The following is an 18,112-nucleotide window of genomic DNA, read 5'->3' on the forward strand; positions in this document are numbered from 1 at the left end:
AAGTCCGCTTCTCCGCTTCAACCCAACCGATACAACGCGCTCCCATGCGCCGGCAGCATCGCGGACACCCGCTCCGCCTGCTGGCCCAGCGCCTTGCCGGCCCACACATCCCGCATTGCCACCGGCCCGCTCAGGCCCAGATCGCGCAACTTGACGCCGACCTCGCGCGCCTTGTCGCCGGTATTGAACAGCGCGACATAGCGCCCCTTCCCCTCTTCCGGCACGGCCGACCAGACCCGCACGCCATCCTCGACGAAATGCGGGCAATTACCCTGGCTCGCCTGATTGACCGCGATCACCTCTCTATTGGTCAGCAACGCCAGCGTCGCCGCATCCAGATGCCGCAAATCGCCGCCCATGATGAGCGGCGACCGCGCGATCGCCCATAATGTCATCAGCGTCTTCTGCTCGTCCGGGGTAAAGCGCGTATCCCGCTCGCCCAGAGCCAGCCGACCCAGTGGCAGCATGTCGGCATCGGGCCAGGACCCTGGCCCGCGCCAGGGCGTCCAGTTTTCCAGCCGCGTGAACTGCGCCTCCAGCATCGTCCAATCGTCCCAGAAATCATCGGAAATCCGCCACATCTGCGCATATTTTCGCACATGATCGCCCCGGATGACCGGCGTTTCCCCCGGCGAGAGGCTCAGGATGATCGGGCGCCCCGTCGCTCGAATGGCCTTGTGGGCCGCCTCGATCTCCGCCGCATGGGCGTCATAGGGACGGCTCATATCGTCCATCTTGACGAAATCGACGCCCCACTCGGCATAGAGTCGAAAGATGCTGTCATAATAGGCCTGCGCGCCCGGCCGCGTCATGTCGACGCCATACATGTCCGGGTTCCAGGAACAGATGCTGCTCTTGTCCGCCACATCCGCCGCGCGATAGCTGGTCCCCAATATCGGCAAATTCGCCTCCACCGCCGCGCGCGGAATGCCGCGCATGACATGGATGCCGAACTGCATGCCCAGCGCATGCACCTCCTTGGCCAGTTGCGTGAACCCCTTGCCCCCCGCGCTGGACGGAAAGCGATTGGGCGCTGGGATCATCCGGCCATGGGCATCCATCGCCGGCTTGGGCTTGGCATTATAGGTATAGCTGGATGCGTCGGGTTCATACCACTGGATATCGACGGTAAAGATATCATAGCCGTACGGCATCAGCTTCTCGGCCATGATCCGGGCGGTTTCTCGCGCCTGCGCCTCGGTGATGGTGGTGGCGAAACTGTTCCAGCTGTTCCATCCCATCGGCGGCCTTGGCGCCAATAGCGCCGCACTCCGCTCCACCGGTGCTGCACCTGCACGCACTGCTCCCGCAGCCGCAAGCCCTGCCATGCCGCCTGCGATCATGTCGCGGCGGCTGGCCTTCATGGTCATCCTCGTCATTTGTCGGAGTTAATAGGAAGTCCGATGCGAAAGCAACCCGACTTCAGCCTTTGATCCCGGCCAGCCATTCGCCGATCATCGCCCGCCCGGCCGCCACCGCGACAGGCCCATGCAGGCCATGGTCCTCGCGCAAAGCGATCCCGCATTGCTGCGCCACATCCAGATCCGCCCAGAAATGCGTCAGCCAATCCTCGAAACGCGGATCTTCGCCCATCTCGGCATGAAATTGCAGCGCCAGCACATTGCTTCCACGCCGAAACGCCTGGTGCGCATATTTGGCGGTCGATGCCAGCAACTCGACATTGTCGGGCAAATCGAACGTATCGCTATGCCAATGCAAAACCGGCACGCCATCGATATGTCGCAACGGGGATGCCGCCCCGGCCGCATTCACGCTGACAGGCGCAAAGCCCAGTTCCATCTGCCCGCCCGGATAGACCCGTGCGCCCAGCGCCGCCGCCATCATCTGGCTGCCCAGGCACACGCCCAAGGTCGGCCGGTCCGCCGCCAGCCGCGCCGCCAGTTTCTCGATCTGCACCGGAATCCAGGGATGCAATGCCTGCTCGTAAACGCCCATGGGGCCGCCCATCATGATGAGCAGGTCGGGCTCGCACAGATCCACCTGCCCGAAATCGGGGCTGGCCACATCGATGCGATCGATATGATAACCGGCAGCCTCTATCGGCTGGAGATAGCCCGCAGCGCCTTCGCGCGGGACATGACGGACGATCAACGCTCTCTTCATTGCTGAGTCGGACGCTAGACAATCCCGCACGCCGCCGCCACCCCAGCCTTTCTTGGCGCGGTCAAATCAGCGCTATTGGCCAATGCCCGCGTCCATGATTTAACGCGGACCATGAACGCCTTCCGCACCGCCCGCACGCTTGTCGCCGCCAGCCTCCTCGCCGGCACGCCCCTTTTCGCCCAAGGCCCTGCCAGCGACGATCCGGTCGAGGCCGTCGATCCCTTCATCGGCACGTCGGGCGAGGGCCACACCTTCCCCGGCGCGGTCGCCCCCTTCGGCATGGTGCAATTGTCGCCCGACACCCATGTCGGCCCGGCGCGCCAGACCTATGATTGGGCCGCCGGCTATCGCCACGAAGACCCGACGATCCTCGGCCTTTCCCACACCCATTTCTCGGGCGCCGGCCATAGCGACCTGGGCGATTTTCTCGTCACCCCGGTCAGCGGCGACAGCGTCCCGCTGGAGGCTGGCGACGACAAGACGCCCGGCTATCGCTCCCGCAAGGCCGACGAGGTCGCCTCGCCCGGCTATTATGCCGTCACCCTGACCGACCCCGGCGTCCGTGCGGAGATGACGGCGGGCACGCGCATCGGTGTCCACCGCTATAGCTTCCCGGCGGGCAAGGCCGCGCATCTGGTGCTGGACCTGCGCTCGATCATCTACGACTATCCCGGCAAGATCCTCTGGTCGTCGGTCCGTATCCGTGCCGACGGCACCATCACCGGATCGCGCGAGATACGCGGCTGGGCCACCCCGCGGCGCATCTTCTTCGCCATGCGCTTCTCCGCACCACTGACGGCGCACCAGTTTGTCAGCACGGAAAAGGACATCCTCTACAAGGGGTTCAAGGGACCGGGCCGTGGCCCCGAAACGCTCGACTCCCTCTCCGGCCGCGCGCTGGTGGCGCAACTGGATTTCGGTCCGCTCGCCAAGCCGCTGGAGGTCAAGGTCGCCCTGTCGGGCGTGGACGAGGATGGCGCCATCGCCAACCTCGCCAGCGAAGTCGGCGATTTCGACGCGATCCGGGCCAAGACCCGCACCGCCTGGAACGATGCGCTGGGCGCCGTAAAGATCGCCGCCCCCGCCCCGATGCGCCGCAACATCTACACCGCCCTCTATCACAGCCTGATGGCGCCCAGCATCTGGAGCGACGCAGACGGGCGCTGGCGCGGGCCCGACGATCAGGTGCATGCCCATGACAAGACGACCAAATATTCGACCTTCTCCCTATGGGACACGTTCCGGGCCGAACATCCGCTGCTCACGCTCATCCAGCCCGAACAGCGAAATGCCGATTTCGTCAACTCGCTGCTTCTGGGAAAGGTGATGAGTCCCTTCGGCATCCTGCCCGTCTGGCAATTTGCCGGCAAGGAAACCTGGACCATGATCGGCTATCACGCCGTTCCGGTGATCGCCGACGCCTGCCTCAAGGGGATTGGGGGCATAAACTGTAGCATTGCCCTTAAAGAGATGGTCGCCAGCGCCGACTATGCCCCCTATGGCGGCCTTGGCGACTATATGAAGCTCGGCTACGTGCCCATCGACCGGGAACCCGAAGCGGCGTCCAAGACGGTCGAATATGCCTATGACGACTGGACAATCGCCCGCCTCGCCCGCCATCTGGGCGACACCGCCACGGCAGAGCGTTTCGAAAAGCGCGCCCGCAACTGGCGCAACAGCTTCGACCCCAAGACCGGCTTCCTGCGCGCACGCAAAGCCGACGGGTCCTTTCGCACCCCGTTCGACCCCACCGCCATCAACTATGGATCGGACTATACGGAGGGCAATGCCTGGCAATATAGCTGGTTCATGCCGCATGATCAGGCCGGCCTGTTCCGCCTGCTGGGCGGCGACGCCAGGACCGTCGCGAAACTCGACGCCATGTTCGACTATGACAATAGCAAGATCGACTATAGCCATGCCGAGGATATATCGGGCCTCATCGGCCAATATATCCATGGCAACGAACCCAGCCACCATGTCGCCTATCTCTACAGCTATGCGGGGCAACCCTGGCGCACGCAGGAACGCCTGAAGCAGATCATCGACAGCCAGTATAAGCCGACGCCCGAAGGCCTGGCCGGCAATGACGATCTGGGCCAGATGTCCGCCTGGCTCGTCTTCACCGCCCTGGGCTTCTATCCTGTCGCGCCGGGCAGCAACGAATATGTGATCGGCCGCCCCTTCGTCGAGCGCGCCGACATGGCGCTCCCCAATGGCAAGCGCTTCACCGTGACGACGGACGACCTGTCCGACGCCAACCGCTACATCGGCACGGTGACGCTGAACGGCAAACCACTGGACCGCGCCTATATCACCGACGCGCAAATCCGCGCAGGCGGCACGCTCCACTTCACCATGCAGGCGACGCCGAACAAGACCTGGGCCACCGGCACGAAGGCCCGGCCCTATTCGATGACGGGCTATGGACGATAGGGGTCAGCCGATCCCGGCATTGCGAAAATCCAGCAACGCCTCGGCCAGATAGCCGCGCAGCACGGCACGGTCGATCCGCAACCGGTGGCTTTCCCCGCCCGCCAGGCAGGAAGACAGCGCCGGCATCGCACTTTGAAACGCTGCGCGTTCCTCATCACTGCCGGCCTTGTACCGGATCAGACTGTCCACCGCAGGCGCGTTGCGCGCGACGATGCAGCCGGCATAGGCGTGATAGGCGTCCTCCCCTTCCACGACGGCCGGCGCCGGCGCGGCGGGATTGGCAGGCTCGACCAGCGGGGCGGTGAAGCGGTGCAGATAAAGCTGCTCGGCCAGCGCGCCGCGCATCGCATGGCCCTTCATCCGCAGCTTGCCCTGGTGCAGGCATCCCTTCCGGCTGTTGGCCATCGCCATGAAGCTGGCCGTCTCCTCCGGCGACCCGGGCCGCGTCTTCAGCGCGTCCGCGACCTTCGCCGGCGTCCCGCGCACCACGCATTGCGCAAATTCGCTCATCGCATTTTCGGCCGTGCCACGCCCATAGGCGCCAAAGGCCTTGTCAGGAGACGGGGCGCTTTCTTCCGCCTGTGCGGCAGTCGCCGACAGCAGCAAAATCACCATGACTATGTTCATGACCATCACCTCAACCTGCTCGACCGTGATGCGTTTGCATCGAACCACGCTTCAGACGGCTCGCATCCCGTTCTGGAATATAGAGGTTTTCAGACAATCATGACGATTTTATGATCGAGCATGTCCATGAAAAAAGGCTCCTTCCTCCTGGAAGAAGCCTTTTTTCATGGACTCAGCCGATCACGCCGCCAGCTTGCGCAGCACATATTGCAGGATGCCGCCGTTCAGGAAATATTCCAGCTCGTTGACGGTATCGATGCGGCACAATGCGGTGAAGGTGAAGGTCGATCCATCGGCCCGCTTTACGACCACATTCACATCCTGACGCGGCTTCAGGTCGGCGACGCCCTGGATGGTGAACGTCTCGTCCCCCGTCAGGCCCAGCGTATCGCGCGTATCGCCATCCTTGAACTGGAGCGGCAACACGCCCATGCCAACCAGGTTCGACCGGTGGATACGCTCGAAACTTTCGACGATGACCGATCGGACACCCAGCAAATTCGTGCCCTTCGCCGCCCAGTCGCGCGACGATCCCGTGCCATATTCCTTGCCGCCGATGACCACCAGCGGCGTGCCGACCGCCTTATGCTTCATCGCCGCGTCGTAAATCGGCATGACCTCGCCGTCATAGCGCGTCATGCCCCCCTCGACGCCGTCCAGCATCAGATTCTTGATGCGGATATTGGCGAAGGTGCCGCGCATCATCACTTCATGATGCCCGCGCCGCGACCCATAGCTGTTGAAATCGGCCTGACTGACCTGATGCTCCGACAGCCATTTGCCCGCAGGCGACGACGCCTTGATGGAACCGGCCGGCGAAATATGGTCGGTGGTGATGGAATCGCCGAAGATCGCCAGCGGCTTCGCCTCCACAATGTCCGTCACCGGCGCCGGGGTCATGCTCAACCCCTCGAAATAGGGCGGGTTGGCGACATAGGTCGATCCCGCGCGCCACTGATAAGTGTCCGATCCGGTGACATCGATCGCCTGCCAATGCGCGTCGCCCTTATAGACATTGGCATAGCGCGCCTGGAACATCGGCCGGTCCACCGCACCCGCGATGGTGGTCGCGATCTCGTCGTTGGTCGGCCAGATGTCCTTGAGATACACGTCGTTCCCCGCCGTGCTGACGCCGATCGGCGTGGTCAGGAAATCCTCGATCACCGTGCCCTTGAGCGCATAGGCGACCACCAGCGGCGGGCTGGCGAGGAAATTGGCCCGCACGTCCGGCGACACGCGCCCTTCGAAATTGCGGTTGCCCGAAATCACGGCGGCGGCGACCAGCCCATTTTCATTGATCGCCGCACTGATCGCCGGCGCCAGCGGCCCCGAATTGCCGATGCAGGTGGTGCAGCCATAGCCCACAAGGTTGAAGCCGATGGCGTCCAGATGCGACTGCAACCCCGCCTTTTCCAGATAGTCGGTCACGACCTGGCTACCCGGCGCCAGCGACGTCTTGACCCACGGCTTGGGCTTGAGCCCCAGCTCGTTCGCCTTCTTGGCGACCAGGCCAGCGGCAATCAGCACGCTGGGATTGGACGTATTGGTGCAGCTGGTGATCGCGGCGATGGTGACGTCGCCGTCGCCAATGTCGAAATCCTTGTCCTCCACCGGAACGCGGGTCTGCGCCTTCTTGTAGGTATTGACCATGTCGGCATTGAACACATCGTCGACATCGGGCAGCGCGACTCGGTCCTGCGGGCGCTTCGGCCCGGCGAGGCTCGGCACGACGGTGGACAGGTCCAGTTCCAGGGTGTCGGTAAAGACCGGCTCGATCGACGGGTCGATCCAGAAACCCTGCTCCTTGGCATAGGCTTCGACCAGCGCGATCGTCTCGTCCGGGCGACCGGTCAGGCGCATATAGTCCAGCGTCTTGTCATCGATGCCGAAAAAGCCGCAGGTCGCGCCATATTCCGGCGCCATATTGGCCAGCGTCGCCCGATCGGCCAGGCTCAGCGTCGCCAGGCCCGGACCGAAATATTCCACGAAACGCCCCACCACGCCGCGCGCGCGCAGCATCTGGGTACAGGTCAGCACCAGGTCGGTGGCCGTCACGCCTTCCTTCAGCGTCCCGGTGAATTTGAAGCCCACGACTTCGGGGATCAGCATGGATACGGGCTGGCCCAGCATCGCGGCCTCCGCCTCGATCCCGCCCACGCCCCAGCCCAGCACGCCAAGGCCGTTGACCATGGTGGTGTGGCTGTCTGTGCCGACGCAGGTGTCGGGATAGGCGACGGTGGCGCCGCTTTCATCGACCGACGACCACACGCCCTGCGCGATATTTTCCAGATTGACCTGATGGCAGATGCCCGTGCCCGGCGGCACGGCGTAGAAATTGGCGAGGGACTTGCTGCCCCATTTCAGGAAGTCGTAGCGCTCCATATTGCGCTGATATTCGATCTCCATATTCTGCTCGAACGCCTTGGGCGTGCCGAACTCGTCGACCATGACCGAATGGTCGATCACCAGATGGACGGGCACCTGCGGATTGATCTTGCTGGCGTCGGCGCCCAGCGCGTTCATCGCGTCGCGCATCGCGGCCAGATCGACCACGCAGGGCACGCCGGTAAAGTCCTGCAACAGCACGCGCGCGGGGCGGTACTGGATTTCCCGCTCGGCCTTGCCCCGATCATTCTGCCAATCGACGATCGCCTGGATATCCTCGGCAGTGACGGTTACGCCATCTTCGAAACGGAGCAGATTTTCCAGCAGCACCTTCATCGAAAAGGGCAGGCGGGACACATCGCCCAGCTTCTGCGCGGCCTTCTTCAACGAATAATAGGCAATGTCCTTGCCGCCGACATTCAACATGTCGCGCGTGCCCAGAGTATCCTGTCCGATGGCGGTCATAAGATGTGCGTCTCCTCGCAAGGCCTCGGCCAAAGGAGGGCGCGTTTCCACCAGAGGCTCGCCGGATGGCAAGGTGGCAAGGATACACCCCAACCCATGGTCGAAGCAGATATGTCCGATGCTGCGCTGCCATATCATCTGCACTAGGCAAATCAAATGGCGACGCAGTCTGTGATGCTTATGTAGGGATACGTTTCACCCCTTTAAACGTTGCATCGGCAGAAAAGGGGAAACAGTCATGGACACAGGTTTTTCGCCCGTGGAAACAGGCATAATTGCTATCAATCCGCAATATTATCTTGGTCGCAAAACCCCCTGCCCCGACTGCGGCGGCAGCCAGTGGATCGTGGGTCGGGTAGTGGCGGAATGTGCCCATTGCGAAGCGCCCCTGCCCCTTGCTGCATCGCAACATCGTGCGTGGTTCAGCGGCTTGTCCTGACGGCGCTTCAGCCTATCGACCGTTCGGGCTGAGTTAAAGTCGACGCCCAATCACCAGGCACAGCGAAGTGCTTCGGCCATGTCTCAGCTTAGCCCTTCGACTTAAGGCGATCGGGCGCTAATTGCTCAAACGAAAAGGCCGCCACCTCACTTCCCCCATTAGGCAGGAAGCATGGCAACGGCCTCGTCACAAAAGGGCCTTGGCCCCCTAGATCAATGCGCGGCGGACGGCGCGAACTTGGTCAGGTCGATGCCGGTGACGGCGCTCTTATACTCATCCATGTTGGGCGTGCGGCCCAATATGGTCGACAGCACCACGACCGGGGTCGAAGCGAGCAGCGATTCCCCCTTCTTGTTGGCCGTATCTTCCACCACGCGCCCCTGGAACAGGCGGGTCGAGGTGGCGAGGACGGTATCACCCTTCGCGGCCTTTTCCTGATTGCCCATGCACAGGTTGCAGCCCGGACGCTCCAGATAGAGCATATTCTCATATTCGGTACGCGCAGCGTTCTTCGGGTGAAGATCGTCGAACTCGAACCCGGCATATTTTTTCAGAACGTCCCAATCGCCCTCGGCCTTCAGCTCGTCGACGATATTGTAGGTCGGCGGGGCGACGACCAGCGGCGCCTTGAACTCGACCTTGCCTTCGGTCGCTTCGATGTTCTTCAACATCTGCGCCAGGATCTTCATGTCGCCCTTATGCACCATGCACGACCCGATGAAGCCCAGATCGACCTTCTTCGTGCCGCCATAATAGGAAACGGGGCGGATCGTATCGTGGGTGTAGCGCTTCGACACATCGGCATTGTTGACGTCCGGGTCGGCGATCATCGGCTCGTCGATCAGGTCCAGGTCGACCACGACTTCGGCGAAATATTTCGCATTGTCGTCAGGCGTCAGCGCAGGCTTTTCACCCGAACGGATTTCCGCGATGCGCTTGTCCGCCAGGGCGATCAGGCCCTTCAATGTACCCGCGGCATTTTCCATGCCCTTGTCGATCATGATCTGGATGCGCGACTTGGCGATTTCCAGCGATTCGATCAGCGTCTCATTCTCGGAAATGCAGATCGACGCCTTGGCCTTCATCTCGGCCGTCCAGTCGGTGAAGGTGAAGGCCTGGTCGGCCAGCAGCGTGCCGATATGCACTTCGATGATGCGGCCCTGGAACACATTCTCGCCGCCGAACTGGGCCAGCATCTGCGCCTGGGTCGCGTGGACGACATCGCGGAAGTCCATATAGGGCTGCATCTTGCCCTTGAACGTGACCTTCACCGACTGCGGGATCGGCATGGTCGCCTCACCGGTAGCCAGCGCCAGCGCAACCGTGCCGGAGTCCGCGCCGAACGCCACGCCCTTCGACATGCGGGTGTGGCTGTCGCCGCCGATGATGATCGCCCAATCGTCCACGGTGATGTCGTTCAGCACCTTATGGATCACGTCGGTCATCGCATGATAGACGCCCTTAGGGTCGCGCGCCGTAATCAGGCCGAAATTGTTCATGAAGCTCATCAGCTTGGGGATATTGGCCTGCGCCTTCTTGTCCCACACCGACGCCGTGTGGCAGCCCGACTGATAGGCGCCGTCCACCAGCGGCGAAATGACGGTGGCCGCCATCGCTTCCAGTTCCTGGGCGGTCATCAGGCCGGTGGTGTCCTGCGATCCCACGATGTTCACCTTCACGCGCACGTCGGAGCCCGCGTGCAGCACCTTGCCCGGAGTCACGCCCACCGCATTGCGGTTGAAGATCTTCTCCACGGCGGTCAGGCCCTGGTCCTCGACCGTGATTTCCTTGTTCGGCGCGAACACCTTGGGCGCTTCGATGCCCAGCGTCTCGGCGGCAAAGGTCTGGAGCTTCTTGCCGAAGACGATGGCATAGCTGCTGCCCGCCTTCATGAATTCCATCTTCTGCGGCGTGAAGGACGCGGCGACGTCGACCAGTTCGTTGCCGGCTTCGTCGGTCAGCGTCTTGTTCTTGACGTCGATCTTCAGCACCGTGCCGGTCGCAACGGAGAATTTCTCTTCAAGGACGGGGTTGCCGTCATTGTTCAGGATTGCCTTGCCGTCCGGGCCGGTCATCTTGACCCAGTTCTTCAGGTTCAGGCCGATGCCGCCGGTCACGTCCACGGTGGTCGCAAAGATCGGCGAAATGCCATTGGTGCCCGCGACGACCGGCGCATAGTTGACGAACGGCACATAGGGGCTGGACTGCTTGCCGGCCCACAACGCCACATTGTTGACGCCCGACATGCGCGAGGAGCCGACGCCCATCGTGCCCTTTTCGGCGATCAGCATCACCCGCTTGTCGGGATGCTGGATCTTGAGCGCCTGAATCTGCTGCTGGGCCTCCGGCGAGATCATGCATTGGCCATGCAGTTCGCGGTCGGAACGCGAATGCGCCTGATTACCGGGCGACAGAAGGTCGGTCGAGATGTCGCCTTCGCCGGCGATGAAGGTCACGACCTTGATCTCGCCCTCGACGTCGGGAAGCTTCACGAAGAATTCGGCGTTGGCGTAGCTTTCCAGCACATCCTTGGCGACCGCGTTGCCGGCCGCATAGGCGTCGCGCAGGCGGAACATGTCGGCGTCGTACAGGAACACCTGGGTCTTGAGCACATCGCCCGCCTGCTTGGCGATCGCGGCGTCGTCGCCCAGCGCGATGTCGAGCAGCACCTTGATCGACGGACCGCCCTTCATGTGGCTAAGCAGATCCAGCGCGAAGGCCGGGGTGATTTCCGCGACGGTCACTTCGCCCAGAATGACCTTCTTCAGGAAGTCTGCCTTCACGCCCGCAGCACTGGTGGTGCCCGGCAGCGTGTTGTAGATGAAGAATTTCAGCGCATCGGCGCGATGTTCGCTGCCCGTGTCCTGGATGATGGCGATGATCTCGCCGACCAGGGCGCCATCGTCGATCGGCTTGGGCGCGAGTCCCTGAGTCTTACGGCTTTCGATTTCGGCCAGATAATCCAGGTAAATGCTCATCTCGTTCCCAACGTCATATAAAGTGCACGGAGTCGACGCGCAGCGCCACTTGCCGACTTATATGCCCGGTCCGGGAGCTGACGCCGCCCCGGTACGCCAAGAGACGCCAATTGGCAAGGCGCCGCAGCGCAGCAAAATGTTGCTGCCGACCTCGACAATCGGCCGAAAACCGCGGTTTTTACATTACTCTGAGTAATGAATGGACTTAAGTAGGACGGCTATCCCGGCTGGACCTCCGTTCGTTTCCAGCAAAGCCGAGAAACCGAAGCGCTGTGCTATAAGTTTCTCGACGTGCTCAAGCCGGACAATGCCGGTCCCTTACCGCGCCTTCTCCGCCGCAATCCACCCGTCGATCTGGCTTTCCAGCACGGTCAGCGGCACCGCGCCCTGCGCCAGCACCGCATCATGGAAGCGCCGCAGGTCGAATTTTGGCCCCAGCGCCGCCTCTGCCTTCACTCGCAAGGACCGGATCTTGATCTCGCCCAGCTTGTAGCCCAGCGCCTGACCCGGCCAACTGATATAGCGATTGACCTCCGCGTCGATATTTGCGTCGGACAGGGCGCTGTTGGTCCTCATGAAGGCGACCGCCTTCGCCTTGTCCCAACCCTTCGCATGGATGCCGGTATCCACCACCAGCCGGCAGGCCCGCCACATTTCGTAGGACAGGCGCCCCATCATCTTTTCGGGCGTGTCGTAAAGCCCCATCTCCTCGCCCAGATATTCGGTATAGAGCGCCCACCCTTCCACATAGGCGGTGAAGCCCGCCAGATATTTGCGGAACGGCGGCAACGCCAATTCCTGTTGCAGCGCGATCTGGTTGTGATGCCCCGGCACCGCCTCATGCGCGGTCAGCGCGGGCACTTCCCAGAAAGGCCTCTGGTCCAGCTTCGACGTATTGACCCAATAGGTGCCCGATATGCCGCTCTCCGGCGCCCCCGGTCCATAATAGGCCGTCGTCGTGCCTTCCGCCTCGGCCGCCGGGATCGGCTTCAATCCATAGGGCAGGCGTGGCAACGTCCCGAAATAACGCGGCAACAGCCCGTCGATCGTCTTGGCCTGCCGCGCCGAAACGCGCAGCAACTCTTCCGGCGTCCTGGCATAATAGGACGGATCGGTGCGCAGATGCTGGATATAGGCCGCGCGGCTGGGGTATCCGGCCTTGGTCGCAATCTCGTCCATCCGCTTGCCGATGCGCGCAACCTCGTCCAGCCCGATCCGGTGGATTTGATCCGGCGTCAGGTCGGTCGTCGTATGCGCCTTTACACGGGCCGCATACCAGGCCGCACCGCCCGGCAGCGCCGACGCACTGTCGCTCTTGCGGCAATGGGGCAGATAATCAGCTACGAACAGATCGTGCCACTTACGATATTCCGGCGTCAGCACATCGCGGATGATGGTGACGGCGCGCGCCTGCATCGCGCTCCAGTCGCCATCGCTGATGTCGCGCGGCTTGCCCCGCTTGAACGGTTCGTAGAAGCGCGTCTCCTCCGGCTTTCCATCCACGATGCCGCTGATCGTCCCGGCATAATTTTGCAGCACCGAACAGGGCTGCACATAGCCGCCCTTGATCGCCTGCCGCGTGATCGCCAGCGCATCGCCATTCATCTTGGGGTAGAGCGCCAGTCGCTTGAGATAGCTTTCATAATCGGCGCGATTGTAGAAAGGCAGGCCATCGGCCATGCCCGAAAAGCCCTGGTGCCAGCCATAATAGGTGGTGAACAGCATCAACCGTTCGGCCGGATGCCGGTCGCTATCGATATCGTCGCGCAGCATCCACAGCAGGACGTCGCGGTTCACCCGGTCGGCGGCGTCCAGCTGCTGCGCCGGCACCGCCTCCAGCCGGGTGACGAAGCCCTGCTCCGCCTTCACCTGCGCATCGCGCGCGGCAAGCGACATGTCGGCAATACGGTCGTCATAATTGCGCACGCCCCGCGCCGTCGCCTCGACCGGATGGGTGGACAGATACCAGGCCCAATGATCGTCGATGATCTTGGCCAGATCCGCGTGCGGGGTCGTCTGCGCGTGGACCAGGACGGGCGCGGAAACGGCAATAAGGAAAGAAAGAATCTTGTGCATGGACGCAATGGTTCGCGCGTCCCGCGCTTTTTGGCAAGAGGCGGCCTTGCACCTGTCAGGCGGCGGCCACGCCCTCCGCCTCCACTATGCCATCGCCGGCATAATAGCCCTGCACCCGCACCCTTTTCTCGACATGATCCACGGGCACGCGCAGCAGGACAAGGCGGTAACTCCCGCCCAGGTCGCGCTGGAGCAGAAAGCCGGCCTCATCGCGCAGCAATCTGCCGGTCTCATCCACTCCAGCGCCAATATCGGTCATGCGTCAGTCTATCGCGTCCTTGATGCCCTTACCGGCCAATATGCCCAGCACCAGGAACAGCACGAACACTGCAATGGCGATGAAGAACAGGATCTTGGCGATGCCGACAAAGGTGCCGGCTGCGCCACCAAAGCCGAGCAGCGCCAGCACGGCAGCAATGACGAGGGAGATGATCGCAAGCTTGATCATGGAAATATCCTTGTGTGCAAAGTGATGCCGTTTCAACCGACGATAACGACACTTGTTCCACTTGCGGCACGAAGATGGATAACGAAGGATTAAGGTCGATTATCAAATGCTTGATTGAACAATCGGCCGCTCCGGGCGGTTGTCGCACGATCAAATGGGCACGGCCCGGAAGGAGACCATGATGTCGAACAACCATGCCATCAGCAAGCTGGACGACCTGATCACCACCCTGATCGACAGTGTGAAGGGCTATGAACATAGCGCCGACAAGGTGACGTCGGCAGAATATCAGATCCTGTTCCGCGATCTGGCCGGCGAACGCACGAAGGCGGTCGATCTGCTTCAGGCGCGCAGCCGTGCGCTGGGCGGCAAGCCCAATGAATTCGGCTCGGCCGCCGGTACGGTCCACCGCCGGATGGAGGATATCTTCGTCGCGCTGGGCGGCGGCGACAAGGCCGTGATCCAGGCGATCGACCGCGGGGAGGATTATCTGCGCGAAGAATTCGAACGGGTGCTAAAGGACGATGCGATCGATGCCGAAACGCAGGCAATCGTCCACCAGGCGCATGAATCCGTGGCGCATGGCCATATGGTCGTGAACGGCCTCAAGGATCAGGTCGCCGCGGCATGACCGCGCCCAATCCCGACAGCCAGGATCAGACCCACCCCTCCAGCACCTGATTGGGCGGGCGGTGCCCGTCCACCCAGGTGCGGATATTGGCGATGACGCGCGCGCCCGTCGCATCGCGCCCCTCGAACGTCGCCGACCCCATATGCGGCAGCAGCACGACGTTGGACAGCGCCAGCAACCGCTGATCGACCGCCGGCTCATGGGTATAGACGTCGAAGCCCGCCCCGGCGATCCGTCCCTCGTCCAGCGCCGCGATCAACGCCTGCTCGTCGGTAATCTCGGCGCGTGACGTGTTGATGAGATAGGCGTGCGATGGCATCAGCGCCACCCGCCTGTCGTCGATCAGCCCGCGACTATCGGCGTTGAGCGGACAATGGATCGATACGATGTCGCTCCCGGCCAGCAGCGCGTCCAGATCGCCATGCCATTCCGCTTCCAGTTCCTGCTCCACTTCGAACGGCAGGCGGTGGCGATTATGATAGGCGATCGACAGGCCGAACGCGCGGGCGCGGCGGGCGACGGCGCGGCCGATCCGCCCCATGCCGATAATGCCCAATTTCTTGCCGCCGATGCGATGGCCCAGCATGCCGGACGGGCTCCAGCCGCGCCACTCGCCGGTCCGCACCAGTTTTTCCCCTTCCGCCAGACGGCGGGGGACGGACAGGATCAGGGCCATCGTCATGTCCGCCGTATCCTCGGTCAGGACGCCGGGTGTATTGGTGACGATGATGCCTTTTTTCCGTGCGGCCGTCAGGTCGATATGGTCGACGCCGCTGCCGAAACTGGCGATCAGTTGCAACCGCTCCGGCGCCCCCTCGATCAGGGCGGCGTCGATGGGATCGCTGATGCACGGGACCAGCACGTCGCATTGCGCCATGGCACTCGCCAGCTCGGCGTGGCTCATCGCTACGTCGCCGACGTTGAAACTGGCATCGAATAATTGGGCCATGCGCGCCTCCACATTGGGCGGCAGGCGGCGCGTGACGATGACGCGCGGCTTGGCGGGGCGCTGTTTTCTGGCCATGACTAGGCCGCTATTCCTGCCCACGCGCCCGGTCAAGCGGATATGGCGCCCCGTGGCAAGATCAGCGCTTGTCGCGGCGCCCCGGCAGGGAGTAAGGGAAAGCCATGGGTGACATCGGCAATGGGTCTGAAATAAAGCGTCTGCTGCTGGGCGCAGGCATGGCTGCGGCTTTGGCAGCCGGTAGCGCTGCGCTGGCCGGACCGGCCAAAAAGGTGCCCTATTGGGCGTCCCTCTCGCATGACGAGGCGCGGATGCGCGTCGGGCCGAGCCTCGATTACCCTTCAAACTGGATCTACCGCCGCCGCGACCTGCCGGTGAAGGTGGTGCAGGTGCTGGGCCTGTGGCGCAAGGTGGAGGATGCCGACGGCGCGCAGGGCTGGATGCACGTCCGCCTGCTCAGCGACACGCCGACCGCGATCGTCCGCTCCCAGGAAGCCCCGTTGCGCGAATCCGCCAGCGACGGCGCCCGCGCGCTGTTCCGCGCCCAACGCGGCGTCGTGGGCCGGCTCAGCGATTGTTCGGGCAACTGGTGCACCTTCGACGCCAGGGGCCAGCGCGGCTATGTGAAGACCAGCGATATCTGGGGCGCGACCGACAAATAAAGCGTTTTCCAAGCAGGTTGGACTACCTGCTGGCCCGGAAAAACGCGGCAAGCCAAAAACTTGGAGCAGCCAGTCCGATGTCATCGGATCGGCTGCTCTGCGGCCGCGCCCTGTAGGACATTTTCTAACGCAAATAGGACATCATATTACGCGCCGGTTCGAAGCCGACCACGCGATAGGACTGTCCAACTCGCTGTCTCAATGCGGCGTAGCGCCCAGTTCCACCCCGGTCTTGTCATGCAAAGCAAAACGGTCGATCAGGTCGGCGCTGGCGCGATTGTAACCGACCACCTCGACCTGCCGCCCATCCCCGCGCAGCCGCGCGACGATCTTGTCGAGCGCCCCTACGCCGGAAATATCCCAAAAATGCGCGCCGCTTACGTCGATCAGGACGGGGACGGCGCCCTCCTCCTGCCGGAAAGCGCGGGTGAAGCGATCGACCGATGCGAAGAATATCTGGCCGGTGACGCGATAGACCGTCCGCCCGTCCGCCTCGCGCCGTTCGACCGCGAACATGCGCTGCACCTTGCCGGCGAAGAAGATACCCGACAGCAGCACGCCGACCAGCACGCCCATCGACAGGTCGCGCGTGGCAAGCACGACGGCCATCGTCGCCAGCATCACCAGCGAAGACGTCGGCGGATGGCGCCGCAGGTTCAGGATCGAATTCCAGCTGAACGTGCCGATCGACACCATGACCATCACCGACACCAAAGCCGGCATGGGCATCCGCCCCACCCACAGCCCCAGCACGGTGAGCAGGAACAGCAGGAACCCGCCTGCCACGAAGGTCGAAAGGCGTCCGCGCCCGCCCGACGTCACGTTGATGACCGACTGGCCGATCATCGCGCATCCGCCCATGCCGCCAAACAGCGCAGCGACGATATTCGCCCCGCCCTGCCCCATCGCCTCGCGCTTCTTGTCGCTGTCCGTATCGGTCATGTCATCGACGATCTGCGCCGTCAGCATGGTTTCCAGCAGCCCGACCGCCGCCATCGTGGCAGAATAAGGCAGGATGATCCGCAGCGTATCCAGCGTCAGCGGCACATGCGGCAGGGCAAAGCTGGGCAGCCCTTCCGGCAACTTGCCCATATCGCCGACGCTATGCACCGGCAGGCCCAACCACAGGCCGATCGCGCTCAGCACAACGATCGCCACCAGCGGCGAAGGCACGGCCTTCGTCACGCGCGGGAAAAGATAGATGATCGCCAGCCCCGCCGCGACCATCGCATAGCTATGCCAGCTGACGTTGGTCAGTTGCGGCAACTGCGCCATGAAGATCAGGATGGCGAGCGCATTGACGAAGCCTGTAATGACCGATCGGGACACGAACTGCATCAGCAGGTCGAGCCTGAGCAATCCGGCAAAGATCTGGATCAGCCCCATCAATATGGTGGCCGCAAACAGATAATCGACGCCATGCTGCTTCACCAGCGGCCCCACCAGCACGGCGACGGCGGCGGTCGCGGCGGAAATCATGCCCGGCCGCCCGCCGATCAGCGCGATCGTCATGGCGATCGCGACGGACGCATAGAGGCCAACGCGCGGATCGACGCCGGCGATGACGGAAAAGCCGATGGCTTCGGGAATAAGCGCCAGCGCGACGACGATCCCGGCCAGCACATCGCGCCGCGCGGAGGTAAAGTCGACAAACCACTGCCGACGATATCGGGTAAGTATATCGGTCATAGAAAGTCCACAACAAGACACATGACGCCGCAATCGCGCGGCGCATCGGGTTGGATCATGTGGGATGTTGTCCGGCGGATCGGCGGCCGGAATAGCCACCCGGAATTTCACCGGGTCCATGCGAATACCCCTCCTTAGCGGAAGATATAGCCATGGATCAAGATACCCCCTCTCTCCTTGCGGGGAGA

At 62.8% G+C, this 18,112-nt stretch carries 13 protein-coding genes and 1 other annotated feature; of the genes, 3 read left to right on the forward strand and 10 right to left on the reverse strand.

The window, feature by feature from the left end:
* Window positions 1-17 precede the first annotated feature (17 nt).
* Together AC07UX_RS06775 and AC07UX_RS06780 are read right to left on the reverse strand one after the other, a co-directional pair.
* The gene (locus AC07UX_RS06775) at window positions 18-1,370 is read right to left on the reverse strand and encodes a glycoside hydrolase family 27 protein (protein WP_495191815.1); all 1,353 of its coding nucleotides are present in this window, start codon (window positions 1,368-1,370) and stop codon (window positions 18-20) included.
* 52 nt (window positions 1,371-1,422) lie between these two features.
* Window positions 1,423-2,124, reverse strand: a complete 702-nt coding sequence (locus tag AC07UX_RS06780; RefSeq protein WP_495191175.1) for a glutamine amidotransferase — start codon at window positions 2,122-2,124, stop codon at window positions 1,423-1,425.
* 111 nt (window positions 2,125-2,235) lie between these two features.
* Here AC07UX_RS06780 and AC07UX_RS06785 point away from each other — a divergent pair, with 111 nt between their 5' ends.
* Window positions 2,236-4,560 carry a GH92 family glycosyl hydrolase gene (locus AC07UX_RS06785; protein WP_495191176.1) on the forward strand — a complete coding sequence of 775 codons (2,325 nt, stop codon included), beginning with the start codon at window positions 2,236-2,238 and terminating at the stop codon, window positions 4,558-4,560.
* A 3-nt stretch (window positions 4,561-4,563) separates the two neighbouring features.
* On the opposite strand, the gene AC07UX_RS06790 is transcribed toward AC07UX_RS06785, so the two are convergent.
* From AC07UX_RS06790 to AC07UX_RS06815, 6 genes are all read right to left on the reverse strand, one after another.
* Complete coding sequence (locus AC07UX_RS06790; RefSeq protein ID WP_495191177.1) at window positions 4,564-5,187, reverse strand: hypothetical protein; 624 nt, start codon at window positions 5,185-5,187, stop codon at window positions 4,564-4,566.
* Between the two features lie 180 nt (window positions 5,188-5,367).
* Window positions 5,368-8,037 (reverse strand): aconitate hydratase AcnA, encoded by a 2,670-nt coding sequence (acnA, locus tag AC07UX_RS06795; protein WP_495191178.1) that lies wholly within the window; start codon window positions 8,035-8,037, stop codon window positions 5,368-5,370.
* Between the two features lie 651 nt (window positions 8,038-8,688).
* The gene (locus AC07UX_RS06800; protein WP_495191179.1) at window positions 8,689-11,454 is read right to left on the reverse strand and encodes a bifunctional aconitate hydratase 2/2-methylisocitrate dehydratase; all 2,766 of its coding nucleotides are present in this window, start codon (window positions 11,452-11,454) and stop codon (window positions 8,689-8,691) included.
* A gap of 318 nt (window positions 11,455-11,772) precedes the next feature.
* The gene (locus AC07UX_RS06805; RefSeq protein ID WP_495191180.1) at window positions 11,773-13,530 is read right to left on the reverse strand and encodes a DUF885 domain-containing protein; all 1,758 of its coding nucleotides are present in this window, start codon (window positions 13,528-13,530) and stop codon (window positions 11,773-11,775) included.
* A gap of 55 nt (window positions 13,531-13,585) precedes the next feature.
* A complete protein-coding gene (locus tag AC07UX_RS06810; RefSeq protein ID WP_495191181.1) occupies window positions 13,586-13,789 on the reverse strand; it encodes a DUF5818 domain-containing protein in 204 nt (67 codons plus the stop codon).
* Between the two features lie 3 nt (window positions 13,790-13,792).
* Window positions 13,793-13,978, reverse strand: a complete 186-nt coding sequence (locus AC07UX_RS06815; RefSeq protein ID WP_298399454.1) for a DUF1328 domain-containing protein — start codon at window positions 13,976-13,978, stop codon at window positions 13,793-13,795.
* 178 nt (window positions 13,979-14,156) lie between these two features.
* Here AC07UX_RS06815 and AC07UX_RS06820 point away from each other — a divergent pair, with 178 nt between their 5' ends.
* Complete coding sequence (locus AC07UX_RS06820; RefSeq protein ID WP_495191182.1) at window positions 14,157-14,609, forward strand: PA2169 family four-helix-bundle protein; 453 nt, start codon at window positions 14,157-14,159, stop codon at window positions 14,607-14,609.
* Window positions 14,610-14,634: 25 nt separating this feature from the next.
* On the opposite strand, the gene AC07UX_RS06825 is transcribed toward AC07UX_RS06820, so the two are convergent.
* Window positions 14,635-15,633, reverse strand: a complete 999-nt coding sequence (locus AC07UX_RS06825) for a 2-hydroxyacid dehydrogenase (RefSeq protein ID WP_495191183.1) — start codon at window positions 15,631-15,633, stop codon at window positions 14,635-14,637.
* 104 nt (window positions 15,634-15,737) lie between these two features.
* Between AC07UX_RS06825 and AC07UX_RS06830 the strand changes: the two genes are divergently transcribed.
* Window positions 15,738-16,235: an SH3 domain-containing protein gene (locus AC07UX_RS06830; RefSeq protein ID WP_495191184.1), complete on the forward strand. Its 498-nt coding sequence runs from the start codon at window positions 15,738-15,740 to the stop codon at window positions 16,233-16,235.
* A gap of 198 nt (window positions 16,236-16,433) precedes the next feature.
* Here AC07UX_RS06830 and AC07UX_RS06835 read toward each other — a convergent pair whose 3' ends face one another.
* Window positions 16,434-17,924 (reverse strand): SulP family inorganic anion transporter, encoded by a 1,491-nt coding sequence (locus AC07UX_RS06835; protein ID WP_495191185.1) that lies wholly within the window; start codon window positions 17,922-17,924, stop codon window positions 16,434-16,436.
* Window positions 17,925-17,989: 65 nt separating this feature from the next.
* Window positions 17,990-18,045, reverse strand: a sequence feature (sul1 is cis-regulatory element that is thought to sense ions involved in sulfur or methionine metabolism; They are found in Alphaproteobacteria).
* Between the last annotated feature and the right edge of the window lie 67 nt (window positions 18,046-18,112).

The organism is Sphingobium sp. GW821-FHT02B05 (genome assembly GCF_059421905.1).

Coding starts and splice junctions, on each gene's coding strand:
- AC07UX_RS06830 (WP_495191184.1), top strand. CDS start 15,738: ATGGGTGACATCGGCAATGGGTCTGAAATAAAGCGTCTGCTGCTGGGC.
- acnA (WP_495191178.1), bottom strand. CDS start 8,037: ATGACCGCCATCGGACAGGATACTCTGGGCACGCGCGACATGTTGAAT.
- AC07UX_RS06785 (WP_495191176.1), top strand. CDS start 2,236: ATGAACGCCTTCCGCACCGCCCGCACGCTTGTCGCCGCCAGCCTCCTC.
- AC07UX_RS06825 (WP_495191183.1), bottom strand. CDS start 15,633: ATGGCCAGAAAACAGCGCCCCGCCAAGCCGCGCGTCATCGTCACGCGC.
- AC07UX_RS06805 (WP_495191180.1), bottom strand. CDS start 13,530: ATGCACAAGATTCTTTCTTTCCTTATTGCCGTTTCCGCGCCCGTCCTG.
- AC07UX_RS06810 (WP_495191181.1), bottom strand. CDS start 13,789: ATGACCGATATTGGCGCTGGAGTGGATGAGACCGGCAGATTGCTGCGC.
- AC07UX_RS06780 (WP_495191175.1), bottom strand. CDS start 2,124: ATGAAGAGAGCGTTGATCGTCCGTCATGTCCCGCGCGAAGGCGCTGCG.
- AC07UX_RS06790 (WP_495191177.1), bottom strand. CDS start 5,187: ATGAACATAGTCATGGTGATTTTGCTGCTGTCGGCGACTGCCGCACAG.
- AC07UX_RS06835 (WP_495191185.1), bottom strand. CDS start 17,924: ATGACCGATATACTTACCCGATATCGTCGGCAGTGGTTTGTCGACTTT.
- AC07UX_RS06800 (WP_495191179.1), bottom strand. CDS start 11,454: ATGAGCATTTACCTGGATTATCTGGCCGAAATCGAAAGCCGTAAGACT.
- AC07UX_RS06815 (WP_298399454.1), bottom strand. CDS start 13,978: ATGATCAAGCTTGCGATCATCTCCCTCGTCATTGCTGCCGTGCTGGCG.
- AC07UX_RS06775 (WP_495191815.1), bottom strand. CDS start 1,370: ATGACCATGAAGGCCAGCCGCCGCGACATGATCGCAGGCGGCATGGCA.
- AC07UX_RS06820 (WP_495191182.1), top strand. CDS start 14,157: ATGATGTCGAACAACCATGCCATCAGCAAGCTGGACGACCTGATCACC.